The 14446-nt window shown below is 63.4% G+C and carries 13 protein-coding genes; 9 read left to right on the top strand and 4 right to left on the bottom strand.

Annotated elements, in window-relative coordinates:
* Nucleotides 1-10 precede the first annotated feature (10 nt).
* Nucleotides 11-1720 (top strand): ABC transporter ATP-binding protein, encoded by a 1710-nt coding sequence (locus AYX22_RS14900; protein WP_207594117.1) that lies wholly within the window; start codon nucleotides 11-13, stop codon nucleotides 1718-1720.
* A 174-nt stretch (nucleotides 1721-1894) separates the two neighbouring features.
* On the opposite strand, the gene AYX22_RS14895 is transcribed toward AYX22_RS14900, so the two are convergent.
* Complete coding sequence (locus AYX22_RS14895; RefSeq protein ID WP_242703349.1) at nucleotides 1895-2737, bottom strand: SGNH/GDSL hydrolase family protein; 843 nt, start codon at nucleotides 2735-2737, stop codon at nucleotides 1895-1897.
* A 283-nt stretch (nucleotides 2738-3020) separates the two neighbouring features.
* On the opposite strand from AYX22_RS14895, the gene typA reads away from it, so the two are divergent.
* From typA to AYX22_RS14870, 5 genes are all read left to right on the top strand, one after another.
* Nucleotides 3021-4937: a translational GTPase TypA gene (gene typA, locus AYX22_RS14890; RefSeq protein ID WP_141285905.1), complete on the top strand. Its 1917-nt coding sequence runs from the start codon at nucleotides 3021-3023 to the stop codon at nucleotides 4935-4937.
* A gap of 33 nt (nucleotides 4938-4970) precedes the next feature.
* Nucleotides 4971-5387: a hypothetical protein gene (locus AYX22_RS14885; RefSeq protein WP_207594115.1), complete on the top strand. Its 417-nt coding sequence runs from the start codon at nucleotides 4971-4973 to the stop codon at nucleotides 5385-5387.
* A 319-nt stretch (nucleotides 5388-5706) separates the two neighbouring features.
* Nucleotides 5707-6033, top strand: a complete 327-nt coding sequence (fdxA, locus tag AYX22_RS14880) for a ferredoxin (RefSeq protein ID WP_024817464.1) — start codon at nucleotides 5707-5709, stop codon at nucleotides 6031-6033.
* Between the two features lie 14 nt (nucleotides 6034-6047).
* Complete coding sequence (gene dapC, locus AYX22_RS14875; protein ID WP_207594114.1) at nucleotides 6048-7196, top strand: succinyldiaminopimelate transaminase; 1149 nt, start codon at nucleotides 6048-6050, stop codon at nucleotides 7194-7196.
* Nucleotides 7197-7428: 232 nt separating this feature from the next.
* Nucleotides 7429-8712 carry a citrate synthase gene (locus AYX22_RS14870; protein WP_090818059.1) on the top strand — a complete coding sequence of 428 codons (1284 nt, stop codon included), beginning with the start codon at nucleotides 7429-7431 and terminating at the stop codon, nucleotides 8710-8712.
* 103 nt (nucleotides 8713-8815) lie between these two features.
* Here the strand turns inward: AYX22_RS14870 and galE are convergent, their stop codons facing one another.
* Nucleotides 8816-9871: a UDP-glucose 4-epimerase GalE gene (gene galE, locus AYX22_RS14865; protein WP_207594113.1), complete on the bottom strand. Its 1056-nt coding sequence runs from the start codon at nucleotides 9869-9871 to the stop codon at nucleotides 8816-8818.
* 80 nt (nucleotides 9872-9951) lie between these two features.
* Between galE and AYX22_RS14860 the strand changes: the two genes are divergently transcribed.
* On the top strand, nucleotides 9952-10578 hold the full coding sequence (locus AYX22_RS14860) for a TetR family transcriptional regulator C-terminal domain-containing protein (RefSeq protein WP_207594112.1): 627 nt from the start codon (nucleotides 9952-9954) through the stop codon (nucleotides 10576-10578).
* Nucleotides 10579-10691: 113 nt separating this feature from the next.
* Nucleotides 10692-11303, top strand: a complete 612-nt coding sequence (locus AYX22_RS14855) for a hypothetical protein (RefSeq protein ID WP_207594111.1) — start codon at nucleotides 10692-10694, stop codon at nucleotides 11301-11303.
* Between the two features lie 6 nt (nucleotides 11304-11309).
* Here AYX22_RS14855 and AYX22_RS14850 read toward each other — a convergent pair whose 3' ends face one another.
* Nucleotides 11310-12152 carry a hypothetical protein gene (locus tag AYX22_RS14850; protein WP_207594110.1) on the bottom strand — a complete coding sequence of 281 codons (843 nt, stop codon included), beginning with the start codon at nucleotides 12150-12152 and terminating at the stop codon, nucleotides 11310-11312.
* Nucleotides 12153-12165: 13 nt separating this feature from the next.
* Nucleotides 12166-13191 (bottom strand): 2,3,4,5-tetrahydropyridine-2,6-dicarboxylate N-succinyltransferase, encoded by a 1026-nt coding sequence (gene dapD, locus AYX22_RS14845; protein WP_207594109.1) that lies wholly within the window; start codon nucleotides 13189-13191, stop codon nucleotides 12166-12168.
* An 85-nt stretch (nucleotides 13192-13276) separates the two neighbouring features.
* Between dapD and dapE the strand changes: the two genes are divergently transcribed.
* A complete protein-coding gene (dapE, locus tag AYX22_RS14840) occupies nucleotides 13277-14401 on the top strand; it encodes a succinyl-diaminopimelate desuccinylase (protein ID WP_207594108.1) in 1125 nt (374 codons plus the stop codon).
* Nucleotides 14402-14446: the final 45 nt, after the last annotated feature.

Here is a 14446-nt window from a genome sequence, read left to right as displayed (position 1 = left end):
GGAGGCGAACATGACTTCTGCAGACATCAGAATTGATGAAGCCACGGCACCAGTACGGCCCATCTTGGAAATCAAGGACCTGGCCATCACGTTCAAGACCGGCTCAGGGGAGGTCAAGGCGGTCAAGAACGCGCACCTGTCCATCATGCCGGGCGAGACTGTTGCCATTGTGGGGGAGTCGGGGTCGGGAAAATCGACGACGGCGCTGGCCGCCATCGGTTTGTTGCCCAACAACGGACGCGTCTCATCCGGGCAGATACTCCTGGACGGCGAAGACATCGCCCACGCTTCGGAGAAGCGGATGATCGAGCTCCGCGGCAGCCACATCGGCATGGTTCCACAGGACCCCATGTCCAACCTGAACCCGGTCTGGAAGATCGGTTACCAGGTGCGGGAAACCCTGAAGGCCAACGGCCGCCCTGATGGCCCGGAAGACGTTGCCCGCGTCCTCTCCGAAGCCGGACTTCCCGACGCTGCACGCCGCGCCAAGCAGTATCCGCACGAATTCTCCGGCGGCATGCGTCAACGCGCCCTGATCGCCATCGGCTTGAGCTGCCAGCCCAAGCTCCTCATTGCCGATGAACCGACCTCGGCATTGGATGTCACGGTGCAGCGCAGGATCCTGGACCACTTGGACACCATGACCACTGAACTCGGCACCTCGGTGTTGCTGATCACGCACGACCTCGGCCTCGCCGCCGAACGCGCTGACAAAGTGATCGTGATGTACCAGGGCAACGTGGTCGAAGCCGGTCCCTCGCTGGAACTCCTCCGCAATCCCCAGCACCCCTACACCCGTCGCCTGGTTGAATCGGCGCCTTCCCTGGCATCGCGTCGTATCCAGGTGGCCAAGGAGCAGGGTGTGGAGGCCGGCGATCTCTTGGCGCCCGTGGCTGCCGCACAGAGCCGGGTCCAGGACGAGGTCCTCCAGATCAAGAACCTGCGCAAGATCTACAAATTGCGTCAGGGACTGGGTCAGACGTCGGATTTCGCTGCTGTTGACGATGTCAGCTTCAGCGTCAAGCGCGGAACCACGACGGCGATCGTGGGCGAGTCCGGCTCGGGCAAGTCCACTGTTGCCAAGATGGTCCTCCAGCTTGAGAAGCCCACTGAGGGCCAGATCATCTTCGACGGCGTGGATACTGCTGGGTTGAAGGGCAAGGAGCTCTTCAAGTTCCGTCGCCGCGTGCAGCCCATCTTCCAGGATCCGTACGGTTCCCTGGACCCGATGTACAACATCTTCAGAACCATCGAAGAGCCGCTGCGCGTGCACAAGATCGGGAATGCGGCCAGCCGCGAGAAGAAGGTCCGCGAATTGTTGGACCAGGTGGCTTTGCCCCAGTCCATGATGCAGAGGTATCCCAACGAGCTCTCGGGCGGTCAGCGGCAGCGTATCGCTATTGCCCGCGCGCTGGCGTTGGATCCGGAAGTCATCATTTGCGACGAAGCGGTCTCGGCCCTTGACGTCCTGGTGCAGGCACAGGTGCTGAACCTGCTGGCAGACCTCCAGGACAACCTTGGCCTGACCTACCTGTTCATCACCCACGACCTCGCCGTGGTCCGCCAGATTGCGGACCATGTCTGCGTCATGGAAAAGGGCAAGCTCGTGGAGACGGGCAGCACGGATGATGTCTTCGACAACCCCCGTGAGGCATACACCCAGGCACTCCTGGATGCCATCCCTGGCGGATCGCTCCTGCTCCCGCCCGCGGTGGCTTGACCGGTGTCGAACGCTTGACGGTTGGATAACGCAAGAGCCGGTGGTTCCCGAAAGGAAACCACCGGCTCTTGCCGTTCATAAAGACTTGTTGTGAGGCCCGCTCTGCCCGCCAAAGCGCTCCCTAAGCACGCAGAGCGGGCCTCACAACGCCCGATAGGACGACGGCGGCGGCGGCTACTTCGTCGGGGCGATGCTGTCCGGGCGGGCCGTGAGGCCCAGGGCTGTGAGTTCGCGGGCCAGGACGGCGCCAAGCTTGACGTGCCCGGACGGCTTGAGATGCACGCCGTCCTGGAGATCGCCAACAGCGTTGAAACGGGTGAGCCAGTCGCCAGTGCTGACGAAGGGAACACCGTGCTTCGCGGCAACGCGTCCCAGCAGCGCATCCACTTCGGTACGGCGGCCGCCTCCGTGGTCAGCGCCGCGTGCCAAGGTTCCGATCATGGCCACGGTGGCCCCGGGGTAGCGCTTCTTCAGGGCCGCGAGCAGACGCTCGGCATTGCTGGTGATCTGCGCATCCGTAGCCTTCTGCGAGGCATCGTTGCCGCCGCCTTGCACCACAATCAGGGGCGGATCTCCGTAGGGGAGTATCCAGTCTCCACGCTGCAACGCATCGATGTAGTTGCCTGTCTTGCCGTTGGCGGCCACGAAGCCGGTGCCACCCATGCCCACCACGTGCAACTTGTATCCCAGGGCAGCGATGCCCTGCTGGGGCCAGGAGTCTTTGGGCATGGCCTGGGAATCACCGATCAGGACAGCCGTGTGGCGTACATCGGCCAGCACCAGTTCATTGCGGTTGTTCGCCGGGTTCTTGAAGAGAGAACCAACCGGCAGGTCCAGGGCGCTGGGAGTCGGGGCCGTCCTCAGCGGCGGAGCTGCAGCCGTTTGGGCGGGCCCGGGCGCGGCGGAGCGCGTGGGGGTGGAAACAGGGGTAGCTGGGCTGGGTCCGCAGCCTACTGCCAGAACGCCGACGGCGATCAATGGTGCGAGCAAGCGGAACGCGGCCGAAGATTGTCGCATCGATGGTTCTCCGTGTGGCACTGGTTCTGCAGCAATCATGGGGCACGGAGCCAGGAAAATCCAGCATCTGGAGTAGCGGTTGTTAAAGCGTGACACGATGTGAGCCGGGCCACATTCAGGCGGCGAATGGCTTGCTTTTTAGGCTGGGAAATGCAACTGCGTTTAGACTGGATGCAGGTGCCCTGTGTCCCGGGGTCTTTTCGCTGTGTGTTCCGATCAAGTCGATCAGGTATGCGCGCGGATACAAACAGCTGACTTCACCACTGAAACGAGTCATTAACGCATGTCTGAAACCATCACCAACACTGCGTCGCGGAGCGATCTGCGCAACGTCGCGATCGTCGCACACGTTGACCACGGCAAGACCACGCTGGTCGACGCCATGCTCAAGCAGACCAACTCCTTCGCTTCCCATGGTGAGGTTGAGGACCGTGTCATGGACTCCGGTGACCTGGAGCGCGAAAAGGGCATCACCATCCTCGCGAAGAACACCACGGTCGCCTACAACGGCCCGTCGTCCAACGGTGAGACCATCACCATCAACGTCATCGACACCCCCGGCCACGCCGACTTCGGTGGCGAGGTAGAACGCGGTCTGTCCATGGTTGACGGTGTCGTCCTTCTGGTCGACTCCTCCGAAGGCCCGCTGCCCCAGACCCGCTTCGTGCTCCGCAAGGCCCTTGCTGCGCACCTGCCGGTCATCCTCCTGGTTAACAAGACCGACCGTCCCGACGCCCGCATCGACGAAGTTGTCCACGAGTCCATGGACCTGCTCCTGGGCCTCGCCTCGGACCTCGCCGACGAAGTTCCGGACCTGGACCTGGACAAGGTCCTCGAAGTTCCCGTCGTCTACGCCGCCGCCAAGGTTGGCCGTGCGTCACTGGACCAGCCGGCCAACGGCTCGGCCCCGGAGAACGAGGACCTCGAGCCTCTCTTCAAGACCATCATTGAGCACATCCCGGCTCCGACCTACAACCCGGACGGCGTGCTGCAGGCACACGTGACCAACCTGGACGCTTCGCCGTTCCTTGGCCGCCTCGCCCTGCTCCGCATCTACAACGGAACCCTCCGCAAAGGCCAGACCGTTGCCTGGGCCCGCGCCAACGGCGAGCTCAAGAACGTCAAGATCACCGAACTGCTCGCCACCAAGGCTCTCACGCGTGTTCCTGCCGAATCCGCAGGCCCGGGCGAAATCGTCGCAGTGGCCGGTATCGAGGAAATCACCATTGGTGAAACCCTCACCGATGCCGAGAACCCGCAGCCGCTGCCGCTGATCACTGTGGATGATCCCGCGATCTCCATGACGATCGGTATCAACACCTCGCCGCTGGCCGGCAAGGTCAAGGGCGCCAAGGTCACGGCCCGCCAGGTGAAGGATCGCCTGGACAAGGAACTGATCGGTAACGTCTCCATCAAGGTCCTCCCCACCGAGCGTCCCGACGCCTGGGAAGTCCAGGGCCGTGGCGAGCTCGCGCTGGCCATCCTGGTTGAGCAGATGCGTCGCGAAGGCTTTGAGCTGACCGTGGGCAAGCCGCAGGTTGTCACCAAGACCATCGACGGCAAGCTGCACGAGCCGATGGAACACATGACCATCGATGTGCCCGAGGAATACCTTGGTGCCGTCACCCAGCTCATGGCTGCCCGCAAGGGCCGCATGACCAACATGGCCAACCACGGCACCGGCTGGTGCCGCATGGAGTTCATCGTCCCTGCGCGTGGCCTGATTGGTTTCCGTACCCGGTTCCTGACGGACACCCGTGGCGCCGGTATCGCTGCCTCCATCTCCGAAGGCTACGAGCCGTGGGCCGGACCGATCGAATACCGTACCAACGGTTCGATGATCGCCGACCGCGCCGGCGTTGTGACCCCCTTTGCCATGATCAACCTGCAGGAGCGCGGTTCCTTCTTCGTGAAGCCCACCTCCGAGGTTTACGAAGGCATGATTGTTGGCGAGAACTCCCGCGCTGATGACATGGACGTCAACATCACCAAGGAAAAGAAGCTCACCAACATGCGTGCCGCTTCCTCAGACACCTTCGAAAACCTGACGCCGCCGCGCGATCTCACCCTCGAAGAGTCCCTCGAATTCGCCCGCGAAGACGAGTGCGTCGAGGTAACCCCGGAGGCCATCCGTATCCGCAAGGTCATCCTGGACTCCAACGAGCGCGCCAAGGCCAACCGCGCCCGCGCCAAGTCCTAGCCTGCACTGACTGAAACAGTCAGGAACAGCTGAATGAAGAGAGGAGCCGCCGGTACGGTTCGTGGCATTGCTGCGGCCGTGCTGGCGGCTCTTTTCGTTGCTGCAGCAGGGACGGCCCTGCACCGCCAAGCAGGGCCGGTGGCCGGCGTCGAGGTTCCGTGGGGCGTTGCGGCGGCACTGTTGCTGTTGGCCTCAGTGCAGCTGTGGCTTGCAGCGTGGTCTCGCTCGATCATCCCGACGGCGGTAGCGGGCGTGGTGACCTATGCCGCCGTCGGCGTCTTCTCATCAGCCGGAGCCGCCAAGCAGTTGGTCCTGGGCGACGCAGCCGGCAACGTGTGGGTCTTCGGCATCGCTGCAGTCACCCTGGTCATGCTGGTGGCAGCGAGCCGCCTGCGCGCCGGACGGCCTGCCGCCGCGGCGGTGGCGGTGGAACCTCTTTCGCCGCGATGACCATCGCCAAGGGAATTTCGACGTCGGACGTGCGGGTCCGTACAGTGCAACTGTTGTCGCTGGTGTCCAGGAGGTAGCCGAGAGCGTCTGTCAGGCCGTCGTCAATCCTGTAGCGGACCACCACCCGGATGCCTGGCTCTGCGGTGAGTAGGAATTCTCTGGGCGGCAAATGCGGGGGAGTCACCGTTTCATACTAAGACGCGGGCTAGGTTGGCGTCATTGCACTGTTGGATAATAGGCTCGGAAGTTGAGTGCCCGGCATGATGCCGGCCGTATTACCCCGGCCATCGCCGGGACAAACCGTGGAGAGGTCTGGGACGTGACGTACGTAATCGCGCAGCCGTGTGTGGATGTCAAGGACAAGGCATGTATTGAAGAGTGCCCTGTCGACTGCATTTACGAAGGTGAGCGTTCCCTCTATATCCACCCCGATGAATGTGTCGACTGTGGCGCCTGTGAACCTGTGTGCCCGGTTGAGGCCATTTACTACGAGGATGACACCCCGGAGGAATGGGCCGACTACTACAAGGCCAACGTTGAGTTCTTCGATGACCTCGGTTCCCCGGGTGGAGCGGCCAAGATCGGCAACACGGGTAAGGATCACCCGTTCATCTCCGCACTGCCCCCGCAGAACCAAGACCACTAAGGGCGGTAGTTTCTTTGATTTCCGCGGCACCGGCGTTCGGCCTGAACCTGCCTGACTACCCCTGGGAGGCCATGGCACCGTATGTTGCCACGGCGGCGAAGCATCCCGGTGGCGCAGTGAATCTTTCCATCGGAACGCCGGTGGATCCGACTCCAGGACTGATCCGCGACGCCCTGTCGGCCGCGGCGGATGCCCACGGCTATCCCACGGTTCACGGAACCGAGGCCCTGCGGCAGGCTGTGGTGGATTGGTTCGCCAGCCGACGCGGCGTGCCAGGCCTGGACCCCAGGGACGTCATGCCTACGGTGGGTTCCAAGGAGCTTGTCGCTTGGTTGCCCTTCTTGCTTGGCCTCAGCGCCGGGGACGTCGTGGTGCGGCCTACCGTTGCCTACCCGACGTATGACATCGGCGCCTCATTGGCAGGGGCCACAGCTGTTGCTGCTGATGACCTGGACGAACTTGATCCGGCCACCCGCGCCAAAGTCCGGTTGATCTGGATCAACTCGCCGGGTAATCCCACAGGCAGCGTTCGCGATGTCGAGTCGCTCCGCAGAATCGTAGGCCAGGCCCGCGAGCTCGGCGCCGTGGTGGCCTCGGACGAATGTTATGCCGAGCTGGGCTGGGGCGAATGGGATGCCCAACGCGGGGGAGAAGCTGTCCCCAGCATCCTGGATCCCCGCGTTACCGGCGGTTCCACCGACGGACTGCTGTGCGTGTACTCGTTGAGCAAACAGTCCAACCTGGCCGGCTACCGTGCCGCATTCGTGGCGGGAGACTCCGCCATCATGGCCAATCTGGTCAACAGCCGGAAGCATGCGGGCATGATCGTGCCCTACCCCGTGCAGGAAGCGATGCGCGTTGCTTTGGGTGATGCCGGCCACGTGTTGACACAGAAGGACCTCTACCGCGGCAGGCGAGAAAAGATGGTTCCTGCGCTGGAGAAGTTCGGACTGCAGATCCACCAATCCAAGGCCGGGCTGTACCTTTGGTCCACGGCAGGCGAAGCCACCTGGGACACGGTGGCACGCTTCGCCGACCTCGGAATTGTGGTGGGTCCCGGGGTCTTCTATGGGGATGCCGGCAATGGTTTCATCCGCGTAGCCCTCACCGGCAGCGACGAACGCATCGACGCTGCAGTTGAGCGGCTTGCCACAGCCTCATAACAATGCTGTGACTTGCACCACTAACAGCGTCATTCCGCCAGTAACCGGACGGTACGGATTAGTTCCGGGAGGTTACTGGCGGTAGCTTTTTAACTGACTATCAATGGTGGCCTTCTCTAAGAAAGCACTTCGGCCGTTGGAGCCCTGCAACAGTAGGGCCGAAGGCGGCGGCACCAGAAGTTGGTTGGACAAGCGTTCGATAGAGGCCCAAAGGCCTCATGAAGGGGACTCCATGACTGAGACCACCAGCGCAACACTGCGCCATGCCGGCGGCGAACTCGAACTGCCGCGCATCCAGGTTGTAGAAGGAAACGAAGGCTACGACGTTTCCAAGCTGCTGAAGCAGACGGGCGCCGTTGCCTATGACCCCGGCTTCATGAACACAGCGGCCACCACCTCGGCCATTACCTACATCGACGGCGACGCAGGCATCCTGCGCTACCGCGGTTACCCGATTGAGCAGCTCGCGCAGCACTCGAGCTTCCTCGAAGTTTCCTACCTGCTGATCTACGGCAACCTTCCCACCCCCACGGAGTTGGAAGAATTCGATCAGAAGATCCGGCGCCACACGCTCCTGCACGAAGAGCTCAAGGGCTTCTTCGGTGGGTTCCCGCGCGACGCCCACCCCATGCCGGTGCTCTCCTCTGCTGTTTCGGCGCTGTCCACGTTCTACCAGGACTCGCTGGATCCGTTCAACGCGGAGCACGTGGAAGTTTCCACCATCCGCCTCATGGCCAAGCTGCCTGTCATCGCCGCTTACGCCCACAAGAAGTCCATCGGCCAGCCGATGCTCTACCCGGACAACTCCATGAACCTGGTGGAGAACTTCCTTCGACTGAGCTTCGGCCTTCCCGCCGAGCAGTACGAAATGGATCCGGTAGTGGTCAAGGCACTGGACCTCTTGCTCATCCTGCACGCGGATCACGAACAGAACTGTTCCACGTCCACCGTTCGCCTGGTGGGTTCGTCCAACGCTAACCTCTTCGCTTCGGTGTCCGCAGGCATCAACGCCCTCTTCGGCCCTGCCCACGGTGGCGCCAACGAGGCCGTGCTGAAGATGCTCCGCCAGATCCAGGCCGACGGCATCAAGCCCGAGGACTACATGGAGAAGGTCAAGAACAAGGAAGACGGCGTCCGCCTCATGGGCTTCGGACACCGTGTCTACAAGAACTACGATCCCCGCGCCAAGATCATCAAGGCAACGGCCCACGAAGTTCTCGGCAAGCTCGGCGGCAACGACGAACTGCTGGACATCGCCATGCGCCTCGAAGAGAAGGCCCTGGCTGATGACTACTTCATCCAGCGCAAGCTCTACCCGAACGTCGACTTCTACACCGGCCTCATCTACAAGGCCATGGGTTTCCCGGAGAAGATGTTCACCGTTCTGTTCGCCATCGGACGCCTTCCGGGCTGGATTGCCCAGTGGCGCGAAATGATCAACGACCCCCAGACCAAGATCGGCCGCCCGCGGCAGCTCTACACAGGGGAGCCGGAGCGCAACTACCCGGCCAACTGATACGGCAATATCGTCAATAACGACGGCGGCCGCCCACCTCGCGCGAGGTGGGCGGCCGCCGTCGTTGGTTACCGGGGCGTTGGTCGCCTCAGCGGTTGGTCGCCTAAGCGCCGGACGCCTGGGCGTTGCCGGCTGCGGCAGGCTCGGCGGCGTTGTACCCGTAGGGGTTGTTCTTCTGCCAGCGCCAGTGGTCCTCGCACATTTGGTCCACGTTCTTGGTGGTGGACCAGCCGAGGTCGGCCAGGGCGGAGGAAGCGTCGGCCCAGAATGCGGGGAGGTCGCCGGCACGGCGGCCAGTGATCTCGTACGGAATCGGCTGGCCGACGGCCTTCTCAAAGGAGCGCAGCACTTCCAGTACTGAGGAGCCGCGGCCGGAGCCAAGGTTCCAGCGCCGGACGCCCGGGCGCCCAGCGATATAGTTCAGGGCTGCTACGTGGCCGTCGGCCAGGTCCACCACGTGGATGTAGTCGCGCTGTGCCGTGCCGTCGGGGGTGTCATAGTCCCCGCCGAAGACCATGAGCTTCTCGCGGCGTCCCACGGCCACCTGGGCGATGAACGGCACGAGGTTGTTGGGAATCCCCTGGGGGTCCTCGCCGATGCGGCCTGACGGGTGTGCGCCCACAGGGTTGAAATAGCGCAGCAGTGCGATATGCCAGCGGTCGTCCGCGTTGCCCAGGTCCGAGAGGATGTCCTCGATCTGTTCCTTGGTGCGGCCGTACGGGTTGTTGGCACCGATTTCCATCTTCTCGATGTACGGGATGGGGTTGTGCTCGCCGTACACCGTGGCTGAAGAGCTGAAGACGATGGAGCGCACATTGTGCTTGTCCATGGCGCGGAGCAGGTTCAGGGTGCCAACGATGTTGTTGTAGTAGTAGGCGAGGGGCTCCTGGACGGACTCTCCTACTGCCTTCAAGCCAGCGAAGTGGATCACGGCGTCGATCTGGTGCTGGTCGAACACGGCCTCAACTGCGGGCTCATCCACCAGGTCAACCTTGTGGAACGCCGCGGTCTTGCCGGTAAGCTCCGAAACCCGGCGGAGGGATTCCTCGCTGGAGTTCACGAGGTTATCAAGCACGACGACGTCGTGGCCGGCTTCCTGAAGGGACAAAACGGTGTGGGAACCGATATAGCCGGTGCCACCCGTGACAAGAATTTTCATGGTCTCTACGCTAGCGGAAATTGGAGCCACGCCGCTCTGTGTTGAGCGGTGTTGAAGCACGTTCGTGCTAAAAACTACTGGTGCCCAAAATTGTTGATGCCGAAGCCCGGCGCCAGGAAGTTGTCCAAGCCGTGTTCCGGATCATTGCCAGCGATGGCTTGGAACGGGCATCGCTCAGGGAAGTAGCGGATGAGGCCGGACTGGCAGTGGGCTCTGTCCGGCACTATTTTGCCAGCAGCGACGACCTCCTGGTGTTTTCCTTTGGTGCTGTGATTGACCGGATCGCGGGGCGGCTTGAATCATCAATGGCAGCTGTCGAGCAAGAGGCGCCGGGCAGTCCGGAACAGCAAGCTGCAGTATTGAACCTTCTGGGCCAATTCCTGCCTCTGGACGAGGAACTCGCGGTGGATGCGTGCGTATGGATGGCGTTCAGGCACGCAGCCCGTATCAAGCCCGTCCTCGCAGCCGAAGCCGGGCGCAGCCACCGCACTGTAGCGGCCGTCGTCGGGCGTTTGATCATGCACCTGAGCCCCAAGGGAGCCGAGGCCCAACAAACCCTCGTCACGGAGGCGGAGCGGCTCCTGGCAACCATGGACGGCTTGTGCATGCACGCGCTGTTGCAGCCCGAATGGATGACGGCCGAGATGTGCAGCGACGTCCTCACCGCCCATCTGGGATCCCTGGCCGGGATGCCCGCTGCCCACTAAGGGCTTCTCCGGCAACCAGTGCCGCCACAAGGCAAATGCCCCACGCCCCTACCGTCCAGACCCAACGGGAATAGACTGGGAGATGTCGGGAACCTGCCAAGGGAGGAATTCGGATGCACGAGTCAGGCGGCCCGGGATGGCGCATCACCATGGACACGTCCGGGCCGATGCTCATCGCCCTGTACCTGCGGGACGTCGCCGGACTGGATGGTGCCGGCAAACCCAGCCTGTCCCACGCAGCCCCCAAAGTCCGGCATGCCGACCACAGCCACCTGACCTCCGACGTCGGGGGTATCCACGCCCTCAAGACCGAGTGGGAAGCCTGGTGGGAAAGCCTGGTGAAGTCCTACCCCAAGCCCGCCTCGGAACTGGCGCCACCCAGCTTTAAGGCCTTCGGCAACTCGCCGGCACTTCAACGTGTCCTGCAGGCCCACTTCGGCTCGGCTTTGGGATGGGCCACTGACAGGATCGACGAGTACGCCGACCTCGAAGCTGCCCGTGAGGCCAACGGTGTGACCCAGGTCCTCAACGAGATGGTGGAAGACAGGCTGCTGGAAGTCGGGCGCAGTTCCCGCGACTTCGAATTGACCATCATTGAGCTCCCCTTGAACGAACCACGTGCGTGGTATCTGGAACCCAGCACGATGATTATGAGCCACAGGCTGTTGGCCGAGCCCGACGTCTTCCGGAGCTACGTCCAGCCGGTGGTGGAGATCCTCGCCTGAGAAAAATCAGGTGGCAGGGGCTGAGACAGTGATGGTGACCGCTCCGGAGGGAGCCGGTGAGGCCTGCCATCCGTCACGCTTCTCCCGGTTCCAGGCCCGGCCGCCTACATCCACCTGGGTGATGGACAGCGTCTTGGCGTTCGCCACGGCCCAGTGGGCGACGGCCCATGCCTGCGTCCCCGTGATGTCCAGCTGCACCGAGCGCCCCTGAACGGTGGCCGCTTGGGTGCCGAACGCCGTCGTGAGTTCATCGACGACGGCGGCAGGGTCACCGGCCGCTTCGGGCATGCGCAGTTCGCAGTTCAGCGCCGCCTCGGAATGTCCTGTAAGTGCAGAAGCGAAGGCCCTGCCCATGCCTTCGTGCTGCGCGTAGGCGCGGGGGAAGGCCGATCGTTGGACCGCTTGGGCGGCCTGGGTGATCTCCATTGACTCGTAGCCGGGGACTTTGACCAAGCCGTCAAAGAACGCATTGGCGGCGTAGACGGGGTCCATGACTTGAGCCTCAGTGCCCCAGCCCTGCGAGGGCCGCTGCTGGAAAAGCCCGCGGGAGTCGGGACCGGCGTCGTCGCCGTAGTTGATGTTCCGCATCCGGGATTCCTGCATGGCTGTGGCGAGGGCAATGCTCGCAGCCCGGGGAGGCAGCCCACGCTGGACGGAAATGGCGGTGATGAGGGAAGCATTCGCTGCCTGGTCCGTGGCGAGCTCGTGGCTTTCAGAGCCGACGACGGCGACGCAGCGCTCCGTGACCAAGGTCTCGGAGCGCTGCAGCACAGCAACGATCGCGTAGATGGCACCTGCTACGAGGGCCAAAGCCAGCACCGCAACGATGGCGCGGCGGAACCGGCGCACGGATGTCCTCCTGCTAGTTGGCGTGAAGGGCCTCGTTGAGCTCCACCGTCTGGCCCTTGCGCGGAAGAACTTCCACGCCGCCCGTGGTGGAGTTGCGGCGGAACAGCAGGTTGGGGACCCCGGAGAGCTCCACGGCCTTGATGATCTTGCTGGTGTCCTCGCCGTTCTCGTCCTTGGGACCCGGAACGCGGACGCGGGTACCGGCGGTGACGTACAGCCCGGCCTCCACCACGGAGTCATCACCGATGCTGATGCCAACGCCGGAGTTGGCACCGAGGAGGACACGCTCGCCCAGGGCGATCTTTTCCTTGCCGCCACCGGAGAGCGTTCCCATGATGGACGCTCCACCGCCAACATCAGTGCCGTCACCGGCCACGACGCCGGCAGAGATACGGCCTTCCACCATGGAAGTGCCCAGGGTGCCGGCGTTGAAGTTCACGAAGCCCTCGTGCATCACGGTGGTGCCTTCTGCCAGGTGTGCACCCAAGCGGACGCGGTCGGCGTCGGCAATGCGCACACCGGTGGGGACAACGTAGTCAACCATCCGCGGGAACTTGTCCACGCCGTAAACCACAACGTTGCCGCGCTTGCGAAGACGGGCGCGGGTCAGTTCGAAGCCGTCCACGGCTGCCGGACCGAAGTTGGTCCACACCACGTTGGGAAGCTTGCCGAAGACGCCGTCCAGGTTGATGCTGTTCGGCTTGACCAGGCGGTGCGAGAGGAGGTGCAGGCGGAGGTACGCGTCGGCGGTGTCTGCCGGGGCGGCGTCGAGGTCGATCTGGGCGAAAACCACTTTCTGTTCCGTACCGCGGTCGGTGTCCTTGCCGTCGTTGGCCAGTGCAGTGAGCGCGGGATCGGCGTTCTCAACGTCGCGCAGGGTCTCGGCGGCAACGCCCAATGCGGGAGCCGGGTACCAGACATCCAGCACGGTTGCTTCCCCGGAAGCCGAGGTAGCAATGGTGGCGAGGCCGAATCCGTAGGCTGATCGGAGGTTGGCGGGCGCGTCGGTGGGCACAGCAGAGGAAGCAGTTTCAGTCATGGGGCAAGTGTATCCAGCACCCGGAGGTCGGTTAAAACCCGTCTCATGCCATAAAGGTCGCATTTGCGGGCATTAGGCTGGACGGGTGACCCTGAATCCAGCCCCCGCCCTCCTCGACCTGCGCCAGGACGTTGCCCTGCTGACCGCCGCGATCATCGACTTCAACAGCGTGTCCGGCAATGAGACCGAGCTCGCCGACGCCGTCGAGTCCGCCTTGCGGGCCATACCCGCCTATACGGTGGTCCGCGACGGCGACGCCATCATTGCCCGGACCGAGCTTGGCCGTCCCGAACGGGTCATCCTGGCAGGACATCTGGACACCGTGCCCCTGCCCACCGTGGAGGGTTCGCTGGGCACCGTTCCAGCCACGTGGGAATCCGGCGTTCCGGGCGAAGGTGTGCTGTACGGCCGTGGGACGACGGACATGAAGGGTGGCGTCGCTGTGCAGCTGGCGCTCGCGGCGACCATGTTCGACGACGGCCGGGAACCGGACAAGGATGTCACCTTCGTTTTCTATGACCACGAGGAAGTCGAAGCCGTGAAGAGCGGCTTGGGCAGGTTGGTCCGCAACCACGGTGACCTGCTGCAGGGCGACTTCGCCATCCTGCTTGAGCCGACCCACGGCACGGTGGAAGGTGGATGCAACGGGACCAGCCGTTTTGAGGCCACTACCATCGGCGAAACGGCGCACTCAGCCCGCGCCTGGATGGGCATCAATGCCATCCACGGTGCTGCCCCCATTCTGGCGCGGCTCGCCGCCTACGAGCCGCAGACCATCAACGTGGACGGCCTCGATTACCGCGAGAGCCTGAACGCAGTAAAGATCAACGGCGGGACAGCCGGCAACGTCATCCCGGACCGGTGCGTGGTGGAGATCAACTACCGCTTCGCCCCGGACAAGTCGCCGGACCAGGCCGAGGCCCATGTCCGGGAACTCCTGGAAGGATTCGACGTCGTCCGCACCGACGCTGCTGCCGGCGCCAGGCCCGGTCTGAACCATCCCGCGGCCGCATCCTTCGTGGCCGCAGTCGGTGCCGAGCCCAAACCCAAATACGGCTGGACCGACGTCGCGCGTTTCAGCGAGCTGGGAATCCCGGCGGTGAACTTCGGACCCGGCGACCCGCTGCTGGCACATAAGGACAACGAACACGTCGACGCCGATGCCATCCGTGAGTGCCTGCGGGCACTCAGGACGTGGCTGGCGCCGTAGTTTAGGAGCTTCCCCGCAGCATAAAGAAGGTCCGCAGCCTGGTGG

The sequence above is a fragment of the Arthrobacter sp. D5-1 genome (genome assembly GCF_017357425.1).
Lineage (GTDB): Bacteria > Actinomycetota > Actinomycetes > Actinomycetales > Micrococcaceae > Arthrobacter.
The sequence above is the reverse complement of the archived record's forward strand: the minus strand, read 5'-3'. Positions and strand labels throughout refer to the sequence as shown.

What these genes read in the sequence shown, in the direction of transcription:
- AYX22_RS14895 (WP_242703349.1), bottom strand. Translation starts at nt 2,737, where the DNA reads ATGCGACAATCTTCGGCCGCGTTCCGCTTGCTCGCACCATTGATCGCC.
- typA (WP_141285905.1), top strand. Translation starts at nt 3,021, where the DNA reads ATGTCTGAAACCATCACCAACACTGCGTCGCGGAGCGATCTGCGCAAC.
- dapD (WP_207594109.1), bottom strand. Translation starts at nt 13,191, where the DNA reads ATGACTGAAACTGCTTCCTCTGCTGTGCCCACCGACGCGCCCGCCAAC.
- AYX22_RS14855 (WP_207594111.1), top strand. Translation starts at nt 10,692, where the DNA reads ATGCACGAGTCAGGCGGCCCGGGATGGCGCATCACCATGGACACGTCC.
- AYX22_RS14870 (WP_090818059.1), top strand. Translation starts at nt 7,429, where the DNA reads ATGACTGAGACCACCAGCGCAACACTGCGCCATGCCGGCGGCGAACTC.
- AYX22_RS14885 (WP_207594115.1), top strand. Translation starts at nt 4,971, where the DNA reads ATGAAGAGAGGAGCCGCCGGTACGGTTCGTGGCATTGCTGCGGCCGTG.
- galE (WP_207594113.1), bottom strand. Translation starts at nt 9,871, where the DNA reads ATGAAAATTCTTGTCACGGGTGGCACCGGCTATATCGGTTCCCACACC.
- AYX22_RS14900 (WP_207594117.1), top strand. Translation starts at nt 11, where the DNA reads ATGACTTCTGCAGACATCAGAATTGATGAAGCCACGGCACCAGTACGG.